The sequence below is a fragment of the Crocosphaera chwakensis CCY0110 genome, assembly GCF_000169335.1.
Lineage (GTDB): Bacteria > Cyanobacteriota > Cyanobacteriia > Cyanobacteriales > Microcystaceae > Crocosphaera > Crocosphaera chwakensis.
Genome location: NZ_AAXW01000031.1, coordinates 16,968 through 42,112 on the forward strand (window position 1 = coordinate 16,968; position 25,145 = coordinate 42,112).

Sequence of the window (25,145 nt, forward strand, 5' to 3'; positions counted from 1 at the left end):
ATCAATTAGAAATTAAGAAATAAGAGGTAATGAGACATCCCATAAACCTTGTTGTCCCTTAATGGGAATAGGAGGAAATATTGGTTTAATATTATCTAATTGCCAAGCGAATCTTTCTGGTTCCCAGTGTCCACACATTTGTTCGGATTCAGATTGCTCATTGATAAACTCATCGGTCATTTCGATACAATCTGTCAGATCAACAATAGCAATGGCCATGCCTAATGGTAAACTGTCCCAAGGGTTTAATGTTAAATCAATGTTTAACATAGAAGCTAAGGATTCGTAGTTCAATCGTTGTTGTTTCGTGTTTTTCTTGGCAGCACAGATAACCAGTTTTCCTCGGTAGTTCGTCCCCCAACTGCGAGTTTCATAATGCTTAAACCCCATAGCAATTAAACTAGCCCAAGGTTGATGAAGAGAAATAGCTTTCACTTTATTTTTTGTGGGTTTAAGTTCAGAAAGTTCTTGTTTGATTTCAAGTAATCTTTGTAAAGCAGAATTAATTTTTTGCAGATCATTATTATCAAGCTCATATTGAATCGAAATTTGCTCAAGTCGTTCTTTTGAAATATCAGAAAAATCCTCTTCTAGTAATCGTCTATAAGCAAGATTTCCTTTGACTGTCCATCCATTTTCCAACAGCCACTTAATATCCATTTCTGCTAAAAAGTTCAAATCAGAATTTTTCATAAAATAATAAGAGATATTAATTTTGAGTTAACATAATTAACTGATTATCTTTAGGACGAAAATAATCGAACAGAGAAGCTCTACTTTTACAGAGGAGTAAACGTTAGCAAATTTTTAATTGATAGCTTTCTTCTGTCCACTCTGCTCCATAGCCAGCTTTTTTTTCTATGACAATTATCCTCATATCTTTTTTGGCAATATTAAGGGTAGACTTAATGGGTAAATTAAGTGGTGTTTTAACGTCAAATTCAGATTCTACCAGATCAAATGCTTTCTCAGGAAAATAATCTACACGAAAGCTAATGTAATCAGGTACAGAGTTTTCTTTACTTAAATAGTTAATAATAAAAATTTTTAAAGCTTCAAAAAAAGCAATATTTTCTTTATTTGTCACTTCTATTTTTCCCAATTGAAGAATTAGCGATAATTCTTTAGGAGTTGTAACCATGCCATTTTGTCTATGGCTTTCTAGAAATGAGTTCGTATCCCAAAATGCTACTACTATATCAGCAATTTGGCTTGGTGTTAGACTTTCCATTTTCTTCTCCTTTTTCAATATTACTTAAATATACTATAGCTGATTTTTTGTATTTAATTATTAAAAACATAAAAAGTTTAAATCACATTAATTAAGTTGACTAAGTTGATTCATAGCATACCGAAACCCATTAAGATAAGCTGGAGAATGAGGAGGATAATCACGAGTTATTCCATCATTGACGGCATCAGAACACCCTCTTGCAAATTCATCCTGTTCATGTTCATAAGCTGTTTTAAGCTTAATTTTTTTCAAGTTTCGATAACCATTCATAGAAATTGAGCAGTTAACCAATGTCTCAAGATTTTCTTTTTCAAAGTGTTTCCATTGAGGGCTATGATAACGTTTCTGATCATGATGGTAAAAAATTTCGCTGATACTTTCACTGAACATTAATTGCTTCTTCTTTTGTTCAGGAATATTATGAAACGGGTAATGCTCGAACCATCGAATCGGCTTAAGTAATTGGAAATGAAATTGAACGAGTGTGGCTAAATTCTCTGAACAGTTGGTGATAGAAGTTCCTGTATCCTCTTCGTTTAAATCTGAAAACAGTACAATTACAGGGTCTTGTTGCCAGATTCTCAGACGACATTTTGAGTCTAAAGGTTTATTTGGCTTATCGGGATAGCCAAAGCCATGCCAGGAGATAATTCTATCAATAGTGGGGTTGTTAGTCATGTTGACTCCATTTTTTTGTTATTAATTTATCTTATGATTTTTCAGAAACTCGTAATAACTTTTACCTTCAGAAGTCATCTTAATGAATCCTTCTTTAGTTCCTGTTCCATATTGAACACATTTATCGAAATCTTTAAAAGCTCCTTTCTTATAAACAAAAAGAAAGTTTTTTACCCAAACTCGATTAACTAATAGAGAAAGTATGTTGTAATGGGTTTGTCTTAAATATGTTCGTTTTTTAATGAAACTCATAGCGGATTTTTCAGAACGGAAATATAAAGTCTGCTCTCCATCTTTTACTCCATATTTTTTGTTAGGTTCAGTTCCTATTTTTCCTAGATACTCCATTTTTAACTCCTTTTTCTAAAAAGATAATAACTATTTTTTGGGTTCAGCAATGATGCGGAAACTCAAAGAATAACGGGGAACCTTCACAGGTGGTAAACCATGCTCCATCAAAGCATCGAAGCGAATTACATCCCCGTCATTTAATAGATGTGTGTTTGACCTGAATTTAAACTTAATTGAGTCTTTTTCACCAAATAGGTTAGGCTGGCTATCAATGATGTTGATAATGACTACCTCATGGTGAAAGACAGGTTTATCGATGTGGGAGCCGATGCCTACTCCGACGGGATAGTAGTACAATAAGCAGGAATTGGCAGCAGGATAATAGCGATCGCGTAAATCCCTTAGTAACGGAACTTCTTCAATAGGTGGTGCGTGAAAAATATTCCAGGACTTACCATAATTCAGAAGTTCTACCCCCAACCCGTGCCATTGTTCAAGGCGTTTCGTGTATTTGTCGTTGAAAAGCTCTGGGGTCAACGGCTGTTTCCTAGCCCATTGGATCAGGGGTTGGGTATCGATACGATCAATTATTTCGAGGGTGAAGCGAGGCATAATTATCCTAAAATTCAATCATTTTTACTGTTCTAAGCATTTTGCGATTTTAAAAAGTCTTCAATTCGTTTTTTTCTAGACATTAGTAGCTTCATCGCAGGAGTATTTTGAGCTATTCTGTCTGCTGAATCAAAGTGGTCTTTAAACTTTTGTACTTCAGCTTCCCAATCTTGAATAGTACCTCTTACTAATAAATCTCTTTGGAATTCTTTATTTTCAGATATCTCAATAGGCATATTCTTAAAATCATTTAGTGCCTGTTGAAACATTGGGCTTCTTAAAATTCGGTCTGTTGAAAAATTCATTTTTTGTTCCTCAAGATGACGGTAATAGTATAAAGGTTGTTTTAAACATCTTTTCTGTTTAAAACTAGAAGTGTATTACATCCTCTGGCAATAGTTAATCGTTCCAAATTACTATATTGAACGAACATTTCTTTTGCAGCTTGTAACGTTTTTTCCCGAAATTCAGGATCTTCACGATATTGTTTTTCTTCTTTGCGAGAGTAAAAAATAATCTCGTGTGGTCTGCAATAGTTGTATGGCTTTGAATGTAGTAACTTCCAAGCGTTATCTTTCATAGTTCATAATTTTAATTAATTAAATTAATAGTAGGGTGGGATTAAGGCTCTTGTGTTTCCAATTCTAGGATTTGTCTTTTCAGCTTATTAATGTGAGTACAAAGAATGTCTCTACCTTTAGGGTTGCCCTGTATCTGTGCTAAATAATGGTCAAGATGAATCTTAAGTTCTTGTAAGGTGCGTCGTTTCTTCATGGCTTTTAGCAGTGTTTTTTGCAGTTTCTAAAATCTCAGACGAAAAATATTTTGATGGGTATCGGGTAATATCGAGAATCAAGTAAAAAAGCTGGTTTTGGGCAATTTCAGCTAAGCGAAGATGATCATAAGACTCTAACGAAAGTTCAGTGGCTAAGTTTTCGGTTAGGGTGTCGATGGTGTTTTGATTAATCATTTTCTTGACTTTTGTTGGGTTTAATGGATGCAATCCTCGATGATTAAATTAAGGAGTGTGGTGTGAAAACTGTGTATATTTGAAGGGGAAAACTCCCCTTTTTTTCTGTGATTAATTGTTGTTGACTGCTTTAGTAAGGTGGGCATTACCCACCCTTTACCTTTAAAATTCAGCGTCTTGATGAGAACGATTGAAACTTGAGATGTAGAAACCTGGGAATTGGTCTTTATGAGGCTCAAAGGCTTTCATGACTGCTTTTTTGGTAAATTCAGGGACAACGAAGCTGATAATGATTTCTTGCTTTGGGAAGGTATGACCATCATCGGGATCTGTTTCTTGTTCATGGCTCCACAGAGTCACCGTAACTTCAATGGGATTGTGTTGTGGGTGTTGTTGGAGAGTGCGATCGCCGTCATGAATATGGGGATGAGAAGTAGGGGTGGTTTTCCCGAAAGCAGATGATTTCGGGGATGGTTGCAATCGGTGGGTAGGTTGCAAAGTAGATATTTGTAGCATAATAGAAAGAAAAGATAGTAAATAAATTTGTGTAAGAGCAGGAAAATGAGGATTTTTCGGCTCTTGTTTACTTTTGGGTCTAGCCCAAGTTTTGAGAGATAGAAAAATCTCTGTTATCTCTTCCCTATTCATATTAACCGCAGCGATTAATGAATGTCAAGTTCTGCGATTAATATATTCTGTGCTATGATGAATACGTAAACCGCAGGAGTTTATGAACATGATAGAGGGTAAGGTGATTTATGTACCTGTTACGGAAAAATCACCTATGCCAATCAAATGGCGTTTAGCTGTTCTTATGGCTGATCGAGAAATGGATTATAAAGCATTAGGGAAAGCTGCTAAGCTACACCCTAATACTATTTCCAAACTCAAAAATAATATACCTGAACGATTAGAAATGACTACACTAATCAAGCTTTGTAAGGCTCTTGAGTGTCAACCGGGAGAACTACTACAATATATTCCTGGCCCTGAAGACTTTGAAGAGGATGAGGATGAGACTAATGAGGTTACTACATAATCTGTATCAGTTCATAAAACCAGTGATTAGTATTGCAAGTGTTTTAGGAGTTTATTTTAGCTATGAATAGATCCAGCTAAGGTCTTCTGAGGGTATAACTGTTTATCTGAGGAGGAAGTGAAACTTAGAATTCCCCCATCCTGGTTTAAGACTTGTTCCCATTGGGAATCTCATATATATTAAAAGTATTCCTAAAAATAGGATCGTTAATGTACAGCAGACATTATTCAAGTAAAGAATCTTCTAAAAAGCCTGAAACGCCGACTCATTGGGGAATGCTCTCGACGTTTCTATTAGTAGGTTCTTTCTGTGAAATCTCTGCACCAACCAAAAGGAGAAGGTTATGAGATAAGAAAGAGATTAAATTTTTAGATACGACAGTAGCCGTAATGACTTTATCATAAAGAATCTTTGCGGTATACGCAACCCTTGTGTCAAAAATTGATCACTGTGGCTAAAAAACAGGGAATTAGGTAATAAATCTTAACTCTGATTAGATTAACTTTTTTATCTTGCAATTACTCATCCTTTTGGGCTGTTAAACCACCAGAAAGAAGAAAACCATGTACCCGAATTTTGCCTATCCCGATGACCAGGGGGACAAAGCATCCGATAAGCATTTACTAAATACTATGCTTTTCTTACAGGGCATAGAGTTAGTTAGATATTCAATTAAGTCGAAATAGGAAAGACTGGCGATGCTCTGTTCGTGGCCATAACTATGGAAGCTGGCAAGACAACAACTGGTGTTGCTACCTTCAGAACATACACCAGACCTCAAAGACATATATTTTTTATCATAGTTGTCTTAGCTTGAAAAATCCAAGTAGTAAGCCATTACTATAGGGCATCTCCAGTAGTACACAGTAACTGGAGTCCAAAATGAATAATATTAATGAACAACACCGTAACGAATGGGTCATAGGGTCAGGAGTTGACCTGGAAATCGTCTATCTCAACGTGAGATCGCTTATTGGTTCAGACACTTATGACTTCCTGTTATACAGTGAGAACGTACTCCGTAGAAACGATGGTCGAATTAACAACCGAACCCTAAAAGCAAACGGACACCTAGAGGACGGGGGATATGCTGTAAATGCCATTGATCTAGAAACAGGGGAGGACAATCTCTGGGGCCAATTTAAACCCAATAACCCCAAAGTCACCCCCGATGGCAAAGTGAGAAAATACGAGTGTCCCCCCTTTGAACCGGTCGAAGCGATTTGCTTGAAAGTCTCTCGGCGTATTGGGTTGAAAGTAGCTAAAAAGTCAGGTTTACTTAAGCAATACAGAGAACGTATCCGTTATCAATGGGCAGAAACCGAAGGCATCACTTACAAAGAATTTCTGAAACAAAAAGACCAATTGTTTTGGAAATGGGTAAAGGAGAATCTAAAGGTAGCGATCGCAGTGGTAGAGGGAACGAAAAAAGCAGGGGCATTGTTGTCCCAAGGAATCGCAGCCGTCAGCGTCCCTGGAATATGGAACGGTTCACCCAAAAACTCTGATGGGAATCCCACACTATTGCCACAGCTTCAATACTTAGCCCAACCAGGACGAGAAATCGTAATCGTCTTTGATCAAGACCAAAAACTCAAAACCCAAGCTGCGGTAATAGCAGCGAGGGAAAGATTAGCGTCGTGTTTCCGTGAAGCTTGTTGTAAAGTTTTGTTTCTGTCTTGGGATACTTCCGAGAAAGGAATCGATGATGCGATCGTTGTTAACGGGGCCCAATGGTTCGGTGAAGTATGGGAAAACAGATCCTCAGAACCAGCATCCATCAAAGTAAGCAAGTTAGAAATGAACAGACTGGAGTGGACAGAGAAAGGGTTAACAGACTATCTAGTGTCAATGTACAAAGACAGAATCATCTTTAATGGGGAAATCAAAGAATGGTATCTCTATGAAGACGAAACAAAAGGAGTATGGACACCAAGGACAAAAATGGAAGTAGAACAACGAATTTTGTTTGATTTGAATGACCTAACTGATGAGATAGACAATGTAAGAGAGCAAGTGCTAAAAGCAATTAAGGCAGTGGAAGAAAGTAATAGAGAGAAAAAAGAAAAGATAGAGATAATGAAGCAATTAAAAAAGCAGTTACCAAAAAGCAGAACGTATACGATAAGATTTGTCGAAAATTTGAGGAGACATATCTCGACGGTGCTACTAACAAAAAAAATGCAAACGAATAGTATTGAAGGAATAATACCGTTTCGTAATGGCGTACTAGACATAGCCAGAAAAGAATTACTACCCCATAGTCCTACCAATTACTTTACTTGGTCTTTGCCTTACGACTACAACCCTTTAGCCACAGGGGAACCCATCAAGCAATGGTTGCTCGAAATGATGCAGGGGGACGAATCCCTTGTCGAATTGATCAGGGCTTATTTACACGGGGTCGTAACGGGACGTGCAGACTGGCAGAAATTTCTAGAATTGATTGGGCCAGGGGGAACTGGCAAGAGTACCCTGATTAGATTAGCGATCGCCTTAGTGGGATTTTCTAATTGCCATGTAACAACATTGAAGCGGTTAGAAACCTCGAAGTTCGAGACAGCCAATATCAAGGACAAAAGACTGGTACTGGTAACGGATGCCGAACGGTACACAGGGGATGTCACCACTCTCAAAGCATTAACTGGAGAAGATAGCCTACCCTACGAGAAGAAAATGCAACAAGCAACTGGAGGATTTAAGCCCGATTGTTTGGTGATTATTGCCGGCAACGAGCATATCAAAACTGCCGACTACACCAGTGGACTGCAGCGTCGGCGTATCACCGTAGGCATGAAGCGAAAAATCAGTGAAGAGAATCAAAAGAACCTGATTAAGCATGATAACCAAGGGAATATATCAGGGGAATTTGTGCCATATATTCCTGGTTTTCTAAACTGGGTATTGGAGATGGAGAGTGAAAGTGCCTCTGAGTGCATCAAAAATGCCCATAAACGCTGCGTGAAGCTAACCTTAGAACGGATAGAGTCAATGGTAGAGAACAACCCCATAGCAGCGTGGTTAAACGAGAATATCATTTATGACCCCGATAGTTATACCCATGTGGGAAAAGCGATCGCTTCTAAAGAAAATGATGAGGTGTATATAGGAGCATCGAAGTGGCTGTACCCGAATTATTGTGCATTCTGTGAAGGCATCAAAGTGAATCCCATTAGCCTTAACCGATTCAGTACCCTGTTATTAGACCTTTGTAACCACCAACTGAACTTAGGGGATGTGACCAAAGACCGTAACCGAAACGGTGTTTTCATTCAGGGATTAAAAATCCGTGACCATTTGGATGATGATAAACCGTTTATAGAGGGACTGTGGTTGAAACGATTAACTGCAAAAGAAGCTCAAAAATCAACAGCCGTGACTGAAAGTGTGATGGCTGTTAAGCCCTATGTAATCCTCGAAACTCAGTCAGGAGAAGATTGTGATGGCTGTGAAGGCTCTTTTAAAGATTTTACTAAAAATGATTTTAATGTTGACCAACCTTTAAATTTGGAAAGGGAAAGTATTAAAGACAATGCAACTAAAAAAGGAGTATTGGAGAAATCCCCAAATAACCCATCACACCCGTCACATTCATCACCTGCAAGGGTTACAGAGGATAGCCAACCCATCACAACCCATCACAACCCCCCCAACCCCAGAAATCTCAGGGGAGAATTAATTAAATTGATTGATGTAGAAATGGCACAACTAGGATGGTCAACTAACACAGGGAAAGAATACTTGATGGCTAAATATGGTGTGAGTTCTCGTAAGCGTCTAAGTGATAATCAATTATTAGAGTTTTACCAAAACCTCAAAGCAACTTCAATGACCCCTCCTCGTCAAACCCCTGATTATGAAGTAGGTCAGATGTTGCAAGGATATATACCCCATCCTATGGGAATGATGAAAGTTAAAGGAAAAGTTGTTGAGGTGAATGGTGGCTTTTGGTTAGAAGATGAGCATGGGGTAAGTTATCCTTTATCTGTGATGGAGGGGATAACGGTGTTAGTTTAATTAAAGGGTTATCTATGATAATTAAGTTAAAAAGCCCCAAATATGGGGCAATGTACTCTATTAATTACTAAGTGCTTCTCTATACTAACGAATCCTAATAATTTATAGGGTAAAGAAAAGATAATTTAAGGTTGTTGATCATGTTATTCTAAAAAATAGTTAAGTTTTTAGAATAATGGATTATCCTCAATCAAAGTCTTCAAGTTCTAGCATCGGAACATTAGTCGCCATGAAATTAGAGGAGAATTGGGAATTAAAAGATTATAAAGAGAAAAAAGACTATCAATTATTTAAAAATCCATTTTTATTCGCCTGGGGATGTCATGATAAACAAATTATGAAGGCCGACTTAGATGAAGTTTGGGTAGATAAACGAATCCTTAATTCTCCTTATTCCAATCCTTCTAAAATTAAATATCTGTGGTTATTTGGTTATTTAGACATAAACGAAGAAGAAGATTATCAAATTAATCTGTTAGAAGAAATAGAACGAAAACTCGCTATTTTATTATTTGTTAAATGCTTCTGGCTTAACCGACTGATTTCCGTTAATAATTTAGAAAACAAATTTCTTGGCTTAAATGACAAGAGAAATCTTTTAACTTTCAAGGAACTTTTGAAAACTATCGAAAGTGAAACTCAGAAAATTAGTGCGGATCGTTTAGAGATTTATCCAAAAATTAATCAGATTTATCAAAAGCAGTTTTCGGAAAGTATTAGTGTTTATCAAGAAAAAATATTTGACTTAAAACCAGAATTAGATGAAGAGGTTGATTTGTTAGAAGAATGGATAGATGAGATTGTATATTTATTTATTGTTGAACAAATTTCTGAACAAGAAATTTTCGATTTAGATGAAGATGATTGTATTGAAAATGAAGATGGAGAATTATTTTTCAGAGAAGAACTAATTTTAGTTTTTCCAATTATTAAGTTAAAAATTAAAGAAATTGTGAGTTTAGACCAACGACTTTGGATACAAAACATTGAACTTAAAGCGAAATCAAAGTTAGTTGAGTTATATAAACAAGGAATAGAGGAAATCGATAAGACTACAGATCACTTGACTCAAAAAAGTAAGAAGATGAATATACAGCGTTCTCAAAAAGCTGATTCAAAAAGAAAAAAGAAAAAAAAAGGCTTTGGACTTTGAACTTTGGGACTGGTTATTTGAGGGTAGTGATTCCCATGTAGTGAAAAAATTTTGAGTAGTTCTTTTGCATTAATCAAGAAGCTGAAATACTTAACTCACCGTTCGCTTAAATCGAAGGGGTGAGGTGGGGAAAAAGGGGTAAAATCCTTGTAGAGTCAAGTGTTGGGCAACAAGGAGTCGATTAATTACGGCACAAACACATTCGGAACGAATAGATGATCTCCCCTTAATTATTTATTGGCTAAAACAAATGAAGATTGCGTCAATCATAGATAATCAGCTAGCCGCCCCTCATGGCAATCGCAAAGGATTAAGTTACGGGCAACTAGCGGTGTTATTATTAACCTATATTGTGAGTGAGGCAGACCATAGAATTTGTTGCCTAGAAACATGGGTATCAGAGCATCAAAGAAGTTTAAAAGCAATAACTGAATGGGAAATCCGAGAAAAAGAAGCAACGGATGACCGTTGTGGAGACTTATTGAGAATTATTGGACTAACAGAAGCCCTTCCCCAGATGGAGATGTCATTATCCCAACATTTGGTCAAAGCCTATGAATTACCCACATCTCAAGCGAGAAGTGACACCACCAGTTTTTCGGTATATCATCAAATCTCAGAAGACGTTGAAGAAGAATCGCTGATTAAATTTGGGTATAGTAAAGATAAACGACCTGATTTAAGACAATACCGCCAAATGTTGGCAACATTAGACCCATTGGGAATGCCATTATTAGGAGCCACTTTAGCCGGAAATGGGGGAGATGAGTCAGAATATCTGCCAACGTGGAGAAAAATGAGAGAAATCTTGGGTCATAGAGAATTCCTATATTTAGCAGATTCTAAAGCGTCAACTTGGTCTAATCGAGCTAAAATTCAGGGAGAGGGGGGAATCTATTGTTTTCCCTTAGCTATGACTCAACCTCGTCCAAAATTATTAGCTGATTGGGTGAAAAATCCCCCAACAGAAGTGATTAAAATAGTCGAAAAAGCGGATGCGGAACTCCGAGGTTCCCTCGGAGATTATCCGCACCAAGCAGATGAGGGGGAATCAGAGGATTTAGAAATCGGTAAGGGTTTTGAAGTGCCATTAGGAAATATTTGGGTTGAACCTGAAACTGAAAAACGTTATCAATGGGAAGAAAGATGGCTAGTTCTTAAATCGAATGCCTTGGCATCTCGTCAAATAAAGGGTTTAGAAAGTCGTTTAGCTAAAGGAGAAGAAGCCTTATTATCCCTACAAAAAAGACCAGGTAAAGACGAGAAAAGATTAGAACAGAAGATACAAGAAATTGTTAAAAGTTATCGTTTAACTAAGTATGTTGAATACTCAATAGATAGAAATATTAGCTATAAAAAGGTCTATAAAGGTCGTGGAAGTCGCAGTGAAGACTCATCCTATCGACGAGTTCGCCAGATAAATTTAATCTTAAACTATCAACGTTTGTCAACTGAAATTGAGTCTTTTAAGACAGTGGCAGGTTGGCGTTTATATGTAACGAATGCCACATCAGAAAGACTATCTTTGACAGAAGCCGTGCAAGCTTATAAACAACAATGGCAACCAGAAATGGGTTTTCATCGCTTTAAAAAAGGTCGTTTATCTGCTCTACCGATTTATTTTCGAGACGAGAAGAAAATTAAAGGATTAATGTTTTTGTTAACGATCGCTCTCAGGGTTTTTACTTTGATGGAATTTGTGGTGCGTCGTCAATTACATCAATCTCAGTCTAGTTTAGCTCGACTCTACTCAGGAAATCCTAAACGCACCACTAAACGTCCCACTGCTGAAAAGATGTTAAGGGCTTTTAATAACATCACTTTGTATATACATAGAGATGACTCAATAGAAATTTCTGGACTCAACCTCGTACAACAAAAAATCTTAAGGTTAATGAATGTAGAGGAGTCTATTTATACTACTGACTACTTTGCTTCTGGCTAAAATTGGGTGACTTTTTTCGCTCAACCCCTGACTGGACAAACTTTTTTCCCTGTTTGACCGAACCTCACTTGGAAAAATGAGCGAACGGTGAGACTTAAGTTGAGTTTAGTTCAGTGAATCAAAGATAAATTTATGAAGAAAGTTTCTAAAGAAATTAAACCTAAAAATACTGATAATAATGAGGACATTAATCCCGAAAATGAACTATTAGTTAGACAAACCAATAAATGGAAAAGGTACTCAACGACTTATAACGAAATCAGAGAGGAAATTAGATTAGATAGGCTTTGCTGAAAAAGTCACTCAAAAATTTATGCGGCCAAAAGCCAGTAATTTGCCTCTAAATTAATAACTTTAACTGCTATAAAAGAATTTAAAAAATCAGTTTTTGTTATCATTTTTTGCTTGTTTAGTTCAAGTGTTTTACTGGTAACAGAAAATGACAAAAGAAGTAATAATAACTGCCGAAGAAGTTGAGAAAGGTTGATTACTAAAAATGTAATAGCAATAGCAGTTTCTGATGTTTCTTTAAGCTTAGTTTTAACCAAATCTAGACTAAATTTTCTCTTCGCTTGTCCAAACTTTCCTTCAATTCTATTGCGAAATCCCTCATCTATTTTGGTTTGCCTTTTTTCTTCTTGACTGATATTCTTAGGGGGTCTTCCTAGTCCGATTCCACTTAATCTAATTCCTCTTTGCTTACACCAATCTTTATTAGCTTTACTTCGATAAATTCTATCTGCATGAACTGAGGATGGATAGCAACCATAAGTCTGTTTAAACTTTTCTACTTGTCCTTGTAAGTCTCCAGATTCATTAAAATTTTCCCAACTTATTCTATCTAAAAATATATAGTTATCTACATAACTTACTGAAAGTTTAGCTCCAAACTCTGTGGGTTTCCCTGCTTTTCCTCTCACGATAGGTCGAATATGCGGTTGATTTATACTGACAATTCTTTGGGAAACACTTTGAGTTTCTTTTTCCCACATCTGTTGTTGCTGTTCATAAACTTTTTTGACAACTTCTAGAAGATTTCTTTGTCTTTTATTTAGGCTATCTAGGGTAGCCCCCTCTAAGATAAGTTTCTCTATACTGACTAGATTCTTTTTAATATACTTAAGTTGTTTTCTAATCGCTTCTCTTCCCTCTTTTTTAGTAGAACGACGCTTTTTCGCTATTCTTAAATACTCAATTCTTGCTATATTTCGATACGTTCTTGGTTTTTTCTTGAGTCTTCTTTTTATGGATTTATAAAGACTGTCTATTATCTGTTCTGTAGCTTTTCTTCCTTGATTTAATATTTCTAAATCTGTCGGATATTTGATATCACCAGGGGCGCAGGTGGCATCTAATATCAGTTTACCTTTATTTTCCCTCTCTCCTATTTCTTCAGAGTCTGAGCTTGACTTTTCTTCTTTTTGTTCTGTCTTCTCTCTTCCCGTTTTGACCATCTCTTCATTAATTTTATTCACCATTTCTACATTTATCCTCTGTCTAAAATGCACCATCATTGAGGCTTCAAAGGGAGCTTCAAATGTATAGGCTTCTAATCCTATAAAGTATTGTAGATACGGATTTTCTCTTATTTGTTCTACTGTTTCCCTATCGCTTATTCCTAACTGTTCTTTGATTATTAACGCTCCTAATGCCATCCTAAATGGCTTAGCTGGCGCACCTTTTTCTATTTTAAACTGTTTTGCATATTCTTCTTCAAACTCATCCCAAGGTATCAACTCGGCCATGATCACCCAACGATTTTCTAATGATAACTTTGTTCCTGGTAGTAGTTCAAATTTTTCTGGGGTGATTGGCGAGTGCTGTTTCTTACGGTACATTTGTTTTAGTCAACCAGGTGCAAGGGACTTTTACCAATTTTAGAGCTTTTCGGGCAACTTTGGCGGCTTTTTTGTTGCACTTTTCGGGAGATAGATTAGTCTGTAACCTTGATGGATTAACTGTTCTATCCTTTATAAGCAAACTCTAGATAGTTACCAAGAATTTAATGATGAATATGGTCAAAATAAAGAAAGTGACCTTGTTTGTGAACAAGAAGATATAACAGAAGATTACTTGGATTCTATAATATTATATGATTAAACTTTTATTTGGATTGGTCGGAAAAGAAATGGGGAAACGAAAGAAAGGTTCTGGTTGGAAACACCCGAAAACGGGGGAATGGTGGCCATCAAAGAAGGACTATCATAAATACTGGGCTAAATACATCAAGCCAAAGTCCAGAAAGCAAAAAGAAAAAGAGGCTCAAGAAATGAAACAACTCGAAAATTCCACTTCTTTCTCTGAAGACTGGGAATATAACGGTTATTTTCTAGACAAAGATTAGCTCGAATGTTGAAGAGAAATTGAGTTAAAATATGACAAGGGTTGAAAAAATCAACAAAATGGATTCAAAAAACTATCATTATGTTCTGAGAGGAACAGTCAAAAAAGATGGGGAGATATTCTACTTAGAAATTCCTGATAAAACGCAGTTTAAAATTAAGCAACTACCAGCTAATTATCCCAGTGAAGAAAGTAGTTGGTTCACCACTCTAAATATGACTTCTGATGGAAAAATTATCTCAATTAACTTAGAGGAAATCTCTGATGAAGTAACAGAATCAGCTATGACGATGACGGGAAGAGTCACAGTTTTAGGGAGAAAGATGTCCTTTGCTCAACTTAAGGTTAGTCGTCCTCCTCTCAAAACCCTAAGAATTAGTGTCCATCCTGCCCATAAAGATATGAAAACAGGACAAACATGGTCAGTCACAGCAGTCCGTCAAGGGGATATTTTGGTGACGAAACAGTGTAAAATAATGGAAAAAGATAGAAAAGAGTAGCCTCAAAAAACTATTCTCATTCAAGGAACTTTTCTGCCGTTGCTTATGAAGATTAAGATTGAAAATCTCATTTAGTGATGGTAGAAGTTAGGAAATGGAGGGCAAAATTACCATCGAGTCCACCATTTAATTTTCTGTTTAGGGTATTCTTTAGTAGCAACAGTAAAAGTAACTGTTGAGTTCCAAGTTATAAGTTGCTCATTGTTATTGATAATTGCTATTATCATAATAAATATTCGAGTTCATACGGGAACGACTAAAACCTTCTTTTAGACTTTCTACGACGAAGCTTGGCTTTCGTCCCTCTCCAGAGAATCAACAAAATAGTACCAGGAACAAATAACAAAATTAGACCCATAAAATCTTGTGCTACTATGACGGCTACTATAGTTAAAAGTGCAAATCCTCCAAAAACAATCCAACCAGAAACGAGAATCCACCAAGGAATGCCTCCACTAGCTAGACCTCTAAAGGCTCGACCTCTGAGATAAATTTCTCCCATTGGATCATATCCAGAGGGAATTCGGTCTTGATAGGGGGACTCTGATTGTGAGGGAATATCTATAGAAAATTCGTCATCATCAATTTGATTATCATTGTTTTCAAATAATGACTCATGATTATTGTTATTACTCATGACTAACCTTTAATAAAGGAATAGCTATTTCTTATTGTACTTAAAATCATCTATGTAACTGTTAATAATTGTTGCTGAAACTGCTCCTTCATCCACGCTATTTCCTCTACCAACCCTTGCACCTGCGCTATCAATTCCCCTACCAACTTAGTTAGTGCTGGTTGTTTATCCTGTTGTCGTCTCTGAGAGGATGCGACACTAACTTGTTTTTCTAAGTTACGCAGCTTCTTCTCCAACTTCTGAATCTCGTTGCGACGTTTAATAGCCTCAACCATTTCCTGATACGCTGTACTCTCTTTTGTCCCCAAATACTGTACCATTTTGGTTTTTCGTTGAGGATTCGGGTTATCTTCGGTAGCAGGAGGGTAATAAGCTATCATCAACCTCTGATAAGTGTAGCGTTTACCGTTTTTCTTGGTAATGCTGGTGGTTCCAATCCAGGTGTTCGGGGGTGCGACTTTTCCTTGACGTAGTTGAGCAATACGGGCTTTGATGGCGGCTTGAGACATTGGTTTAGCGTTAGTGCTGACATATTTTATTGTAGATCAGCACTAACTAAAGGTCAAGGGGCGATCGCCATATAATCAAATATAGTGATTTCTAAAGAAAAATCAAGGATAAAGGGGTCAACTTCCTTAACGATGGCAAAATCAAGGGAATGTTGTTAAGAGATTACGAGGAATGGCGATCGCTTATTGACTAATTAAGTATATACACTGAACTCTGAATTTTTTTATCAACTAAATTCAGCAATTGCCGTTGGAACCTCAAATCGAGGGATTTTTAATGAATTCAAATGATGATAGGGTTATTAAATAAGTGCCTATCGTTTAAAAAGTAAATGACAAAAGTAATTGTTATTCATGGGATATCAGTACGAGAGTCTAAAGACGTTAAGACTTTTGAGTGTATAAAACAGAGACTATCTGAGGAGATTCCAGATATCAATGTCATCTATTGTGCATGGGGAGATTCTCTTGGAGGAAAATTAAATGCAGGGGGAGCATCAATCCCTCTCTATGATTCAACGAAAAAATCAGTGGAAGTGCCTTCGTTAGATGAAAATACTCTTCGTTGGATACGACTTTTTCAAGATCCTTTGTATGAATTACGATTATTATCTTTAGATTCACCAGAAGATGATTTTTTCAGTAACAGTAGTTTGAAAGATAAAGTTGCAGCTTTTAACCCGTCAGAGCAACTAACACAGCAATTTAATCAATGTGGGATTGAAGATATTTTTCAGCAAGCTATGAATAATGTGATTAATTCAAATCCCTATAAAAATCTAGTCAATATAGAAAATCAAGAAATAATAGCTAGAGCGGTAATTGCAGAAGCCATAGTTATAAGTGATAGAAATAACAAAGAAATTCCTCTCATAAATGACTTAAAGCTAAGAGAAGAACTGGTAGAAAGTCTAAGTAATGAAATTGATTCAACTTCAGAACGAGGTGGAACCGAAAATATTATTTCTAAGATATTTAAAATACTGATTCCATTAGGAAAATCAATGTTAACAAGATATCTTCGAGGTGAAAGAGGACTTATTTCTGATGGGATAACTCCATTTGTTGGAGATGTCTTACTGTATCAAGGACGAGGAAAGAAAATCAGAGGTTTGATTAAGTCATATATTGAGGAAGCGGATGAACCAGTTGTGTTATTAGCGCATAGTTTAGGGGGAATAGCTTGTGTAGACTTACTGATTGAAGAATCTTTAAGTGAACAAGTTAAATTATTAATTACTGTAGGTTCTCAGGCTCCTTATTTTTACGAACTTAATGCCCTTCAAAGTTTAGAGTTTGGAAAATCTTTACCAGAGCATTTTCCTTCATGGTTAAACATTTACGACTTACGGGATTTTCTAAGTTATATTGGTGGTACAATTTTTCCTGATAAGGTTCAGGATGTTCTTGTGGATAATCAAAAATCATTTCCTGATTCTCATAATGAGTATTGGAATAATACTGCCACATGGAAAGCCATTGTGGGGAGAATTAAGACGTTGTGAGTGAATCTATCTGTCAAAATACCTATGCTTTAGTTGTTGGAGTAGAAAAATATGAGAAGGGGTGGTTGTCACTAAATGGGCCGGCGAAGGATGCTTTAAATTTTGCTGATTGGTTATGTGGAGTAGGTGTTCCTCCAGAACAGATTTTTTTGCATATTTCTGAGTTAGAAGAAAATCAAGTATTAGTGAGTGATTTTAAATTAAATAAGGAGACAATAAACCTACAAAAAGCCACAAGAAACGCTATTGATGAATCTCTAATTAATAAGATTAGAGTATCTGGTGGAGAGACGCTATATATATTCTGGGGAGGTCATGGTATCACTGATGAAAATGGATTCCGTAGATTACTTTATGATGATGGTGAGCAAAATGTAAACTTAAATTCGTTACAAGAATCACTAAAAACTCGTTATTTTTATAATTTTGAAAGACAGGTAATTTTAGTCGATACCTGTGCTAAGTATTATCAAGCTGAAAGGTCAAGTAAATATTCGCCGCTCAATTTAAGAAACGAAGACTATAAACAAGAAATACATCGCCCTTGCGAGCAGTTTGTTTTTTACGCTACATCAGAAGGATATGCAGCTATCAATAAAAATAATGAAAAAACAGGGTTATTTTCTAAAGAGTTATTAAATCAACTAAATCGGGAGAAGGCATTACCTAGTCCAGAAGCGATGAAAAATGTAATACAAAATATAAAAAGAGTGTTTGAAACTAATCATCAGGATTATCCCATTCCCATTTATCTTTGGTTTCGACAACCCCCTGGTGATCAAGAAAGATTTTGTTTAAATCCTAACGCTATTCAATCTGATTTTGTTGAAAGTCGTGAATCTATTACTGATACAGAACTATTTAAGGGGTTATTAAATCTGAATTTTCGGGAGCAATATTGGAAATTTTGTAAAGAAACTAGAAATGATGTCGTTAAACCTTTTCTTTTATGTGGAACAAAAGATAGTGGAATTGAAATGTTAAAAGATAAGCTAATTAATCCATGTATTAAATTAGATTCAATACAAGATGAATCAGGATTAAGTACAAGAGTTGAGGCACAAGAACAAGTACCTTGGGCAATAACCTTAAATGGAAATTTAGGGATAGACTCTTCTTTCGTATGGCAATCTTTTGCTCCTTATTTAAACTCAGGAAATACACTGAATAAGAAAGAAGTTATTACTAAAATATCTAATTATTGTCGCCAAAGATCGATTGTGATTATCTTTCAGATATCCCATGAGATTCCTAAATGGTATTTCGATGAAATCCTTGAAGAAATCTGTCAACCTTTACTAAATGAGGTTTCTTCTACTCAAGAACAGGGAAATAAAACCAATGAAAATAAAGTGTTTATTTTCTTTCTCGATTATAAGAAGAGCTTTATCCATTTAGACTCTAATAAAATCTGTCAATTACTAACCAATAATTTTCAAGAATCAGATATAGAAGAATGGCTAACAGATACTCAAAAAGAATTAGAAGAAAAAGGATTATCTGCGAATTTTGCTCTCAATCAAGCTTCAACTATTTACCGAGACAGTGAAATGGATGGAAAGAAAGGAAATCCTCGCAAAGTTTACAAAGAAATTTATCAGCATTTTCATATAAGATGGAGTAATTCTGAAGTTCACAGGAGGGTCGGTGATGTTTAATCTCAAAGCAGCACTTTGTCAACAAAATAAAACCCCTTATGAGGGTACAGAAGTAAAACTAGAAAATCCAAATAAGCTGTTAAATGATAACAGCAAAGATAGTGACAAAGAAAGAGAATGGGAGCCATATATTCCCCCAGATGAATTAATTAATGTTGTTAATTTAACACTGTTATTAGAAAAACGACCATTACTTTTAAAAGGAGAGCCAGGATGTGGTAAAACCCGTCTTGCTCAGGCAGTTGCCACGGAGCTAAATATGCCTTATTATTGCTGGAATATTAAATCAACAACAAGAGCTAAGGATGGATTATATCGCTATGATACTGTTAAACGATTACAAGATTCTCAATTAGCTGGAAGTCAAGTCTCCTCGATTCGGGAAGCTGCTACGGCCAGATTAGCAACCTCAGATATTATTGAAGAATATTCTTTAATAAAAAAGATTGAAAATAATCAAGAACAAAATGAAGAAACAGGTAACTTTTATTTAAGATATGGAGCATTAGGGAAAGCTTTTAGTAGTGATAAACAAGCTGTAATTCTAATTGATGAAATTGATAAAGCTGATATTGACTTTCCTAACGATTTGTTACAAGAATTAGATCAGGGTGGGTTTTTAATCGATGAAATAGGAAGACGAAAAGAGCTAATTAAACGTCCAATTATTTTTATTACCAGCAACGATGAAAAAGATTTACCAGAGGCTTTTCTCCGTCGCTGTCTTTTCCATTATATAAAATTCCCAAAAATTGAAGACTTAGAAAAAATTGTGCAAGCTCATTTTCCTGAATCGGGAGAGGACTTAATTAAGATGGCTGTAAAGAATTTTTGTCAGTTACGTTCCCTAATGGAAAAACGAGAAATTAGCAATGCAAAAAAAGTAACCACCAGTGAACTAATTGATTGGTATCGAGTTTTAGTTTGTAATCCTGATGGGGAAGAAGATACAAAAAAACAACTGATGGATAAGAAAATTATTTTTCCAGAAATTCTCCTCAAGCGGTTAGAAGATAGTACGTTAATTGAAGAGATGAGGTCTTAGCAATGAATCCTCATCATTTACCTCTATATTATTTATTTAACGCCCTACGTCGTCAAGGATGGTCACTGGGGATAGATGATTACGTAACGGCGGTTAAGCTTTTAGAAACAGGTATTATTGTTGGTAATTCTAGGATTGGCGAAGAAACTGAAAAAAGAGACTTAGAACAATTATGTTCCTGGTTATGGGCAAAATCCCCCCAACAAGAAGAAATTATTTATCAACTTTGTCAACAAATTAGAGTTAATTATTCGGTTAAACTCCCTTTCTTAGATAGTGTAACTAAAGTACCAGAAACGACAAAAAATAAAGACAAACCACAAGTTCCTCAGAAAAAAGAACCTCCTTTACTTCCACCACGTCGGTTGTTTCAATCAGAAATTGAGAAAGATTATAGTATTCCCCTTAATCAACCCACAGGGGAAGTGGCTCAAGCGGTAAAATTAACTGAACTAGATGATGATAGCCAAAAAAGTCATCGTTCATTTGTTTTTTTAAGAGAATATTTTCCAGTGACTCAACGACAAATGAAGCAATGTTGGCGATCGCTGCGTCGTCTGGTTCGAGAAGGAAAACCCGAAGAACTTGATATTGAGGCAACAATTCATAAAGTTAGTCAAATTGGTATCTTCACCGAACCTGTTCTACGTCCCCGACGCACTAATTGTTCTGATTTAATCTTATTGGTGGATCAAATGGGGTCAATGGTGCCATTTCATTATCTAAGTCGTCAATTAATCGAAACAGCCCAACGGGGGGGGAAACTTCGGAAAACAGATGTATATTATTTTCACAATTGTCCAAGAGACTATCTTTTTCAAGAACCTAGTCTTTTTGAGAAAATGTCTTTAACGGATGTTTTCGCAAATTTAGATAATCGTGCCGTCGCTTTAATTATTAGTGATGCCGGAGCAGCAAGACATCATTATGATCGAGACAGAATTGAACAAACACAAACGTTTCTTAAACAATTAAGAACAGCCGTTCGTTATTGTGCTTGGCTTAATCCCATGCCTCGTGATACTTGGGAGCAGACTTCTGCTTCTGTTATTGCACAATTTATTCCTATGTTTAGTTTAAGTCGAAATGGATTAAATGCAGCGATCTCCGTTTTGAGAGGCAGATCCCTTTCCTCCCTTTCTTTAGACAAAAAACAAGAGGCTTTAGAAGAAATTTTTGTTAGTTATAGCAAAGGAGGAGACTTCAATGACAAAAGTTGAGCTAACTCCTCAAGAAATTGCAGCAAAAGAGCGAATTGAAGCGTTTTGTGAACAATATGGGAAGGATGGACAAAGCTATTTTAACCTGGCCTGTTATGCAGCATTTCCTCTTGTTTTGACTCCGGATCTTCTTTATCAAATTTGGGCAATTTTTTGTGTTAAAGACACGCCTTGGATAGCGGTGGCTCACATTCTGCTTTCTCCTCTATGTCAAGAAATGGGCTATGAAACCTATGAAATGGAATTAGAAACACGCAATCAACTTCTTAGAGTGCTTAATGAACAACAATTAACAGAAATGGGTCAGTTTATGTTGCAGTATCTTGAAAAAAGATTAGTTGGTACTGATCCCCATACCCAAAATATTAAAGAACGTCAGAAAATAACAGCTTTAACTTACACTAAACCCAGTTTAGCCGCTAAAGAATTAGCTCAAAAACTCAGTCAAGGGATTAAATCTGAAAATATTAGAGAAGCATTCCGTTGGACAACGTTTCTCAAAACATTAGCACGACCCTTAATTGAAAGGGGTTTTGAACCTCTTTTGACTTATAACGATATTATTCTTAATACTGCTTATCAAAGAACAAATACTTCAGAACATAACGCTTTAGTTCAAAAATTTGAGCAGCAAAAATTAGCTTTTTCTCAAAAAATTAAGCTCAAAGACCCTCTTACTTTACCTTCTGATAACGCTTCACCTAGTCTTTCTACTCAACTCAATATTAAGCTAATAACCTTTGATATAAACGTTGCCACAATTGTTGTTGACGATAATGGTAAGGATGAAAAAGAGGAAGAAAAAGCCCAATTAGGGGAATTTGAAACAGTTTTTGTTAATCGTCGTGGGGAAACGATTAAAACACAGCCATGTGAAGCTTACTACTATAAAGAACCATTAGACTTCAACAACTTGGATGAAGCCTCAGAAAATTCAGAAGTTGAGGGCGATAATAACCTAGATGGAGAAGCCAAACCAACCGTTGAACCGATAACCATGATCTATATCCCAGAAGGGGAGTTCATCATGGGATCACACTCTGAGGAAAAAAATAGAGATGACAGCGAAAGTCCACAACATCGGGTCAAAATACCTCCTTTTTTCATGGCTCAAACCCCCATTACTCAAGCACAATGGCGGGCGATCGCTTCCTTACCTCAAGTTGAACGAGAACTGAAACCTGACCCATCAAGTTTCAAAGGAGATAATAACCCTGTTGATAGTATTAATTGGTACGATGCTATAGAATGGTGCGCTCGTTTATCAGTCCATACTGGGAGAGAATACCGTTTACCCAGTGAAGCGGAATGGGAATATGCTTGTCGAGGGTTTGAACGTCCTCCTGTTGATGTACCTGAGACAGACACAGAAGAAAATTCTATTAATGAAAAAGTTTATCCTCCTTTTCACTTTGGAGATACTATAACCGATAAGTTAGCCAACTATGATGCGTCTTATACCTATGGGGATGAACAGAAAGGGCAATACCGAGAAAAAACAATCCCTGTGAGGTCTTTTAAACCGAACGCCTTTGGTTTGTACGATATGCACGGGAATGTTTTTGAGTGGTGTTTAGACCCTTGGTATGATAGCTATAAGAACGCACCCACAGATGGAAGAGTGTGGGATGAAGAAAATCAGCAAGAAGATTATTACGATCATATTGTAAAGAATATTACACAAATGTTGACAGATGAGCGCAGTCGTGTATTACGAGGCGGTTCCTGGATCGGCATTCCTTATCTTTGCCGTTCCGCCTTCCGCAACTACGATGCTCCGCGCGACGGCAGCTACGGTTTTGGGTTGCGTGTAGTGTGTTGTCCCCCAAGGACTTAGTTGCACTCTGCTCTTTTGCCCTTTTTCCCTTTGCCCTTCGCACCAAAAATGGCTACTTTACAAAACTTAATATAATAGAAATAAAAAGCAACAAACAGTAAAATTAGTTGAGGGAATAAGTGGTTCTTTTCTGTCATAATCAGAAATCTGTGTATAGGAAGTTAAGGGAAAAATCATTCGTGAGTGAATTACCAGTTATTCAGAAAACCTATGATTTTGTAAAGTGGATTGTGCCAATATTAAATAAGTTGCCCCGTGACCATAAATTTCTGTTAGGGGATAGAATGATTACTGAGCTTTATGAGTTATTGGAAGGATTACTAAGAGCCAGATACGCTAAAGAAAAGTTAACTCAGTTACAAAGTCTAAATAGCGAGTTAGATGTTCTTAGATATCAAACACGATTATTGTATGATTTCGAGTTAATTTCTCTGAAACGCTATCAATACATTAACCAGCAATTACAAGGAATCGGCATTGAGTTAGGTGGATGGATCAAACAACAGAAACAGCAAAATATTAATCTTAAAAATCAGCATAACAATCATTATCAACACAGAGCTAATTTGAACTAAACAGAAACTATGAAGCGATATGGCAATCTGTACCCGAAAATTGTTGAGTTTGAGAATTTGCTTAAAGCAGCCAAAAAAGCACAATTAGGCAAACGATTTAGGGATAGCGTTTTAGAATTTAATGATAACTTAGAAGGCAATTTACTAAAACTACAAAAAGAACTCAAAAGCCATACCTATCAGCCAGGAGAGTATTCCACTTTTAGGATTTATGATCCCAAACCCCGATTAATTTCGGCTGCGCCTTATCGAGATAGAGTGGTTCATCATGCACTCTGTAATGTGATTGTGCCATTGATTGAAAAAAGTTTTATTCCTGATTCTTATGCTAACAGAGAAGGTTATGGAAGTCATCGGGCTTTAAAACGGTTTATTGGCTTTGACCGAAGTAGTAAATATATTTTACAGTGTGATATCAAGAAATATTTTCCCAGTATCGACCATGAAATCCTAAAGCAACAGATTCGTCACTATCTTAAATGTTCAAAAACGTTATGGTTAATTGATATTATTATTGATAATAGTAATGAACAAGAACCTGTAAATGATGTTTTCCCAGGAGATGATTTATTAACTTTAACAGAACGTAGAAAAGGGTTAGCTATTGGAAATTTAACCAGTCAATTCTTTTGTAATTTATATCTTAACAAGTTTGATCATTTTGTTAAAGAAGAGTTGAAAGCTAAGAAGTATGTTAGATATGTGGATGACTTTGCTTTATTCTCTGATAATCAAGATTTTTTGATAACGTCCAAGCAATTAATAGAAGATTATTTAACGACGTTAAGATTAAAACTTCACCCTGTAAAAACTCAGTTATTTGAAACAAAATATGGAGCTAATTTTTTAGGTTTTCGGGTCTTACCTCATCAGGTTCGAGTGAGAAATGATAATCTTAGGCGATCGCGTAAAAGATTGAGACAGCTACAATATGATTATCGTTACGGTGAAATCTCGTTAAAAGAGGTGGTACAGCGATTGAGCAGTTGGGAGGCACACCTAAAACATGGTGATACAGAGCTACTGAGACGACAGATTTTTGACCATTGGGTGTTTCAACGAGAAAATTGGAGTTAAGCCTAAGAAAATCTAAAGTTTTGGTGAGAAGTTGCCATAATCAGGGAAGATCGAGAATGGGCAGGCATGAAAACGAGGCGGTTCCTGGATCAACAATCCTAATCAATGCCGTTCCGCCTACCGCAACAACAATAATCCGCGCAACGACAACAACAATTATGGGTTGCGTGTAGTGTGTTGTCCCCCCAGCACTCTTCTATTCCAGAGCTTGTAAATGGGAATTTACGGGGAGCGTCCTGAAGAGTCCAGACCTGTCCTGTGGGGTGAATAACTCCCGAAAATCAATCAGATTGGAGAGCC

General features: G+C 36.3%; 26 protein-coding genes. 14 read left to right on the forward strand and 12 right to left on the reverse strand.

The window, feature by feature from the left end; all coding sequences use genetic code 11:
- Positions 1–12: 12 nt before the first annotated feature.
- From CY0110_RS29380 to CY0110_RS30995, 9 genes are all read right to left on the reverse strand, one after another.
- Entirely contained in the window at positions 13–693 is a 681-nt protein-coding gene (locus tag CY0110_RS29380) for an ASCH domain-containing protein (RefSeq protein ID WP_008276827.1), read from the reverse strand.
- A 103-nt stretch (positions 694–796) separates the two neighbouring features.
- A complete protein-coding gene (locus CY0110_RS17430) occupies positions 797–1,231 on the reverse strand; it encodes a hypothetical protein (protein ID WP_008276828.1) in 435 nt (144 codons plus the stop codon).
- 87 nt (positions 1,232–1,318) lie between these two features.
- Positions 1,319–1,912, reverse strand: a complete 594-nt coding sequence (locus CY0110_RS17435; protein ID WP_008276829.1) for a hypothetical protein — start codon at positions 1,910–1,912, stop codon at positions 1,319–1,321.
- Positions 1,913–1,933: 21 nt separating this feature from the next.
- Positions 1,934–2,260 carry a hypothetical protein gene (locus CY0110_RS17440; protein ID WP_008276830.1) on the reverse strand — a complete coding sequence of 109 codons (327 nt, stop codon included), beginning with the start codon at positions 2,258–2,260 and terminating at the stop codon, positions 1,934–1,936.
- Between the two features lie 30 nt (positions 2,261–2,290).
- Positions 2,291–2,815, reverse strand: a complete 525-nt coding sequence (locus tag CY0110_RS17445; RefSeq protein WP_008276831.1) for a 2OG-Fe(II) oxygenase family protein — start codon at positions 2,813–2,815, stop codon at positions 2,291–2,293.
- Positions 2,816–2,847: 32 nt separating this feature from the next.
- Complete coding sequence (locus tag CY0110_RS17450) at positions 2,848–3,120, reverse strand: hypothetical protein (RefSeq protein ID WP_157464601.1); 273 nt, start codon at positions 3,118–3,120, stop codon at positions 2,848–2,850.
- A 41-nt stretch (positions 3,121–3,161) separates the two neighbouring features.
- Positions 3,162–3,395, reverse strand: a complete 234-nt coding sequence (locus tag CY0110_RS17455) for a hypothetical protein (protein WP_008276833.1) — start codon at positions 3,393–3,395, stop codon at positions 3,162–3,164.
- A gap of 162 nt (positions 3,396–3,557) precedes the next feature.
- Positions 3,558–3,785, reverse strand: a complete 228-nt coding sequence (locus CY0110_RS17460; protein WP_008276834.1) for a hypothetical protein — start codon at positions 3,783–3,785, stop codon at positions 3,558–3,560.
- Positions 3,786–3,947: 162 nt separating this feature from the next.
- On the reverse strand, positions 3,948–4,433 hold the full coding sequence (locus CY0110_RS30995; RefSeq protein ID WP_008276835.1) for a hypothetical protein: 486 nt from the start codon (positions 4,431–4,433) through the stop codon (positions 3,948–3,950).
- 136 nt (positions 4,434–4,569) lie between these two features.
- On the opposite strand from CY0110_RS30995, the gene CY0110_RS17470 reads away from it, so the two are divergent.
- From CY0110_RS17470 to CY0110_RS30010, 5 genes are all read left to right on the forward strand, one after another.
- Positions 4,570–4,824 (forward strand): helix-turn-helix domain-containing protein, encoded by a 255-nt coding sequence (locus CY0110_RS17470; protein WP_198139194.1) that lies wholly within the window; start codon positions 4,570–4,572, stop codon positions 4,822–4,824.
- A gap of 882 nt (positions 4,825–5,706) precedes the next feature.
- A complete protein-coding gene (locus CY0110_RS17475) occupies positions 5,707–8,841 on the forward strand; it encodes a phage/plasmid primase, P4 family (RefSeq protein WP_008276837.1) in 3,135 nt (1,044 codons plus the stop codon).
- Between the two features lie 175 nt (positions 8,842–9,016).
- Complete coding sequence (locus CY0110_RS17480; protein ID WP_008276838.1) at positions 9,017–9,994, forward strand: V-type ATP synthase subunit I domain-containing protein; 978 nt, start codon at positions 9,017–9,019, stop codon at positions 9,992–9,994.
- Positions 9,995–10,205: 211 nt separating this feature from the next.
- Positions 10,206–11,939, forward strand: coding sequence for an IS1634 family transposase (locus CY0110_RS17485; protein WP_456297541.1), 1,734 nt, complete (start codon positions 10,206–10,208; stop codon positions 11,937–11,939).
- Between the two features lie 132 nt (positions 11,940–12,071).
- Positions 12,072–12,233 carry a hypothetical protein gene (locus CY0110_RS30010; RefSeq protein WP_008276839.1) on the forward strand — a complete coding sequence of 54 codons (162 nt, stop codon included), beginning with the start codon at positions 12,072–12,074 and terminating at the stop codon, positions 12,231–12,233.
- Positions 12,234–12,250: 17 nt separating this feature from the next.
- Here CY0110_RS30010 and CY0110_RS17490 read toward each other — a convergent pair whose 3' ends face one another.
- The gene (locus tag CY0110_RS17490) at positions 12,251–13,777 is read right to left on the reverse strand and encodes an IS5-like element ISCysp17 family transposase (RefSeq protein WP_008274984.1); all 1,527 of its coding nucleotides are present in this window, start codon (positions 13,775–13,777) and stop codon (positions 12,251–12,253) included.
- A gap of 254 nt (positions 13,778–14,031) precedes the next feature.
- On the opposite strand from CY0110_RS17490, the gene CY0110_RS17495 reads away from it, so the two are divergent.
- Positions 14,032–14,283, forward strand: a complete 252-nt coding sequence (locus tag CY0110_RS17495; protein ID WP_008276840.1) for a hypothetical protein — start codon at positions 14,032–14,034, stop codon at positions 14,281–14,283.
- Positions 14,284–14,341: 58 nt separating this feature from the next.
- Positions 14,342–14,782, forward strand: coding sequence for a hypothetical protein (locus tag CY0110_RS17500; RefSeq protein ID WP_157464603.1), 441 nt, complete (start codon positions 14,342–14,344; stop codon positions 14,780–14,782).
- Between the two features lie 256 nt (positions 14,783–15,038).
- Here the strand turns inward: CY0110_RS17500 and CY0110_RS17505 are convergent, their stop codons facing one another.
- Positions 15,039–15,419 carry a hypothetical protein gene (locus CY0110_RS17505; RefSeq protein ID WP_008276842.1) on the reverse strand — a complete coding sequence of 127 codons (381 nt, stop codon included), beginning with the start codon at positions 15,417–15,419 and terminating at the stop codon, positions 15,039–15,041.
- Positions 15,420–15,469: 50 nt separating this feature from the next.
- Positions 15,470–15,928: a transposase gene (locus tag CY0110_RS17510; RefSeq protein WP_008276843.1), complete on the reverse strand. Its 459-nt coding sequence runs from the start codon at positions 15,926–15,928 to the stop codon at positions 15,470–15,472.
- A 332-nt stretch (positions 15,929–16,260) separates the two neighbouring features.
- On the opposite strand from CY0110_RS17510, the gene CY0110_RS17515 reads away from it, so the two are divergent.
- The 7 genes from CY0110_RS17515 to CY0110_RS17545 all read left to right on the forward strand — a co-directional run bounded on the left by CY0110_RS17515 (position 16,261) and on the right by CY0110_RS17545 (position 24,845).
- Positions 16,261–17,433 (forward strand): hypothetical protein, encoded by a 1,173-nt coding sequence (locus tag CY0110_RS17515; protein ID WP_008276844.1) that lies wholly within the window; start codon positions 16,261–16,263, stop codon positions 17,431–17,433.
- Positions 17,430–19,091: a caspase family protein gene (locus CY0110_RS17520; RefSeq protein ID WP_008276845.1), complete on the forward strand. Its 1,662-nt coding sequence runs from the start codon at positions 17,430–17,432 to the stop codon at positions 19,089–19,091. Before CY0110_RS17515 ends, CY0110_RS17520 begins: the two co-directional genes overlap by 4 nt.
- On the forward strand, positions 19,084–20,136 hold the full coding sequence (locus CY0110_RS17525) for an AAA family ATPase (protein ID WP_008276846.1): 1,053 nt from the start codon (positions 19,084–19,086) through the stop codon (positions 20,134–20,136). Before CY0110_RS17520 ends, CY0110_RS17525 begins: the two co-directional genes overlap by 8 nt.
- Positions 20,137–20,138: 2 nt before the next feature.
- Positions 20,139–21,356 carry a VWA domain-containing protein gene (locus tag CY0110_RS17530; RefSeq protein ID WP_008276847.1) on the forward strand — a complete coding sequence of 406 codons (1,218 nt, stop codon included), beginning with the start codon at positions 20,139–20,141 and terminating at the stop codon, positions 21,354–21,356.
- Positions 21,343–23,193: a formylglycine-generating enzyme family protein gene (locus tag CY0110_RS28715; RefSeq protein ID WP_008276848.1), complete on the forward strand. Its 1,851-nt coding sequence runs from the start codon at positions 21,343–21,345 to the stop codon at positions 23,191–23,193. Before CY0110_RS17530 ends, CY0110_RS28715 begins: the two co-directional genes overlap by 14 nt.
- A 179-nt stretch (positions 23,194–23,372) precedes the next feature.
- Positions 23,373–23,768, forward strand: a complete 396-nt coding sequence (gene avd, locus CY0110_RS17540; protein WP_008276849.1) for a diversity-generating retroelement protein Avd — start codon at positions 23,373–23,375, stop codon at positions 23,766–23,768.
- Between the two features lie 9 nt (positions 23,769–23,777).
- A complete protein-coding gene (locus CY0110_RS17545) occupies positions 23,778–24,845 on the forward strand; it encodes a reverse transcriptase/maturase family protein (RefSeq protein WP_008276850.1) in 1,068 nt (355 codons plus the stop codon).
- Positions 24,846–25,145: the final 300 nt, after the last annotated feature.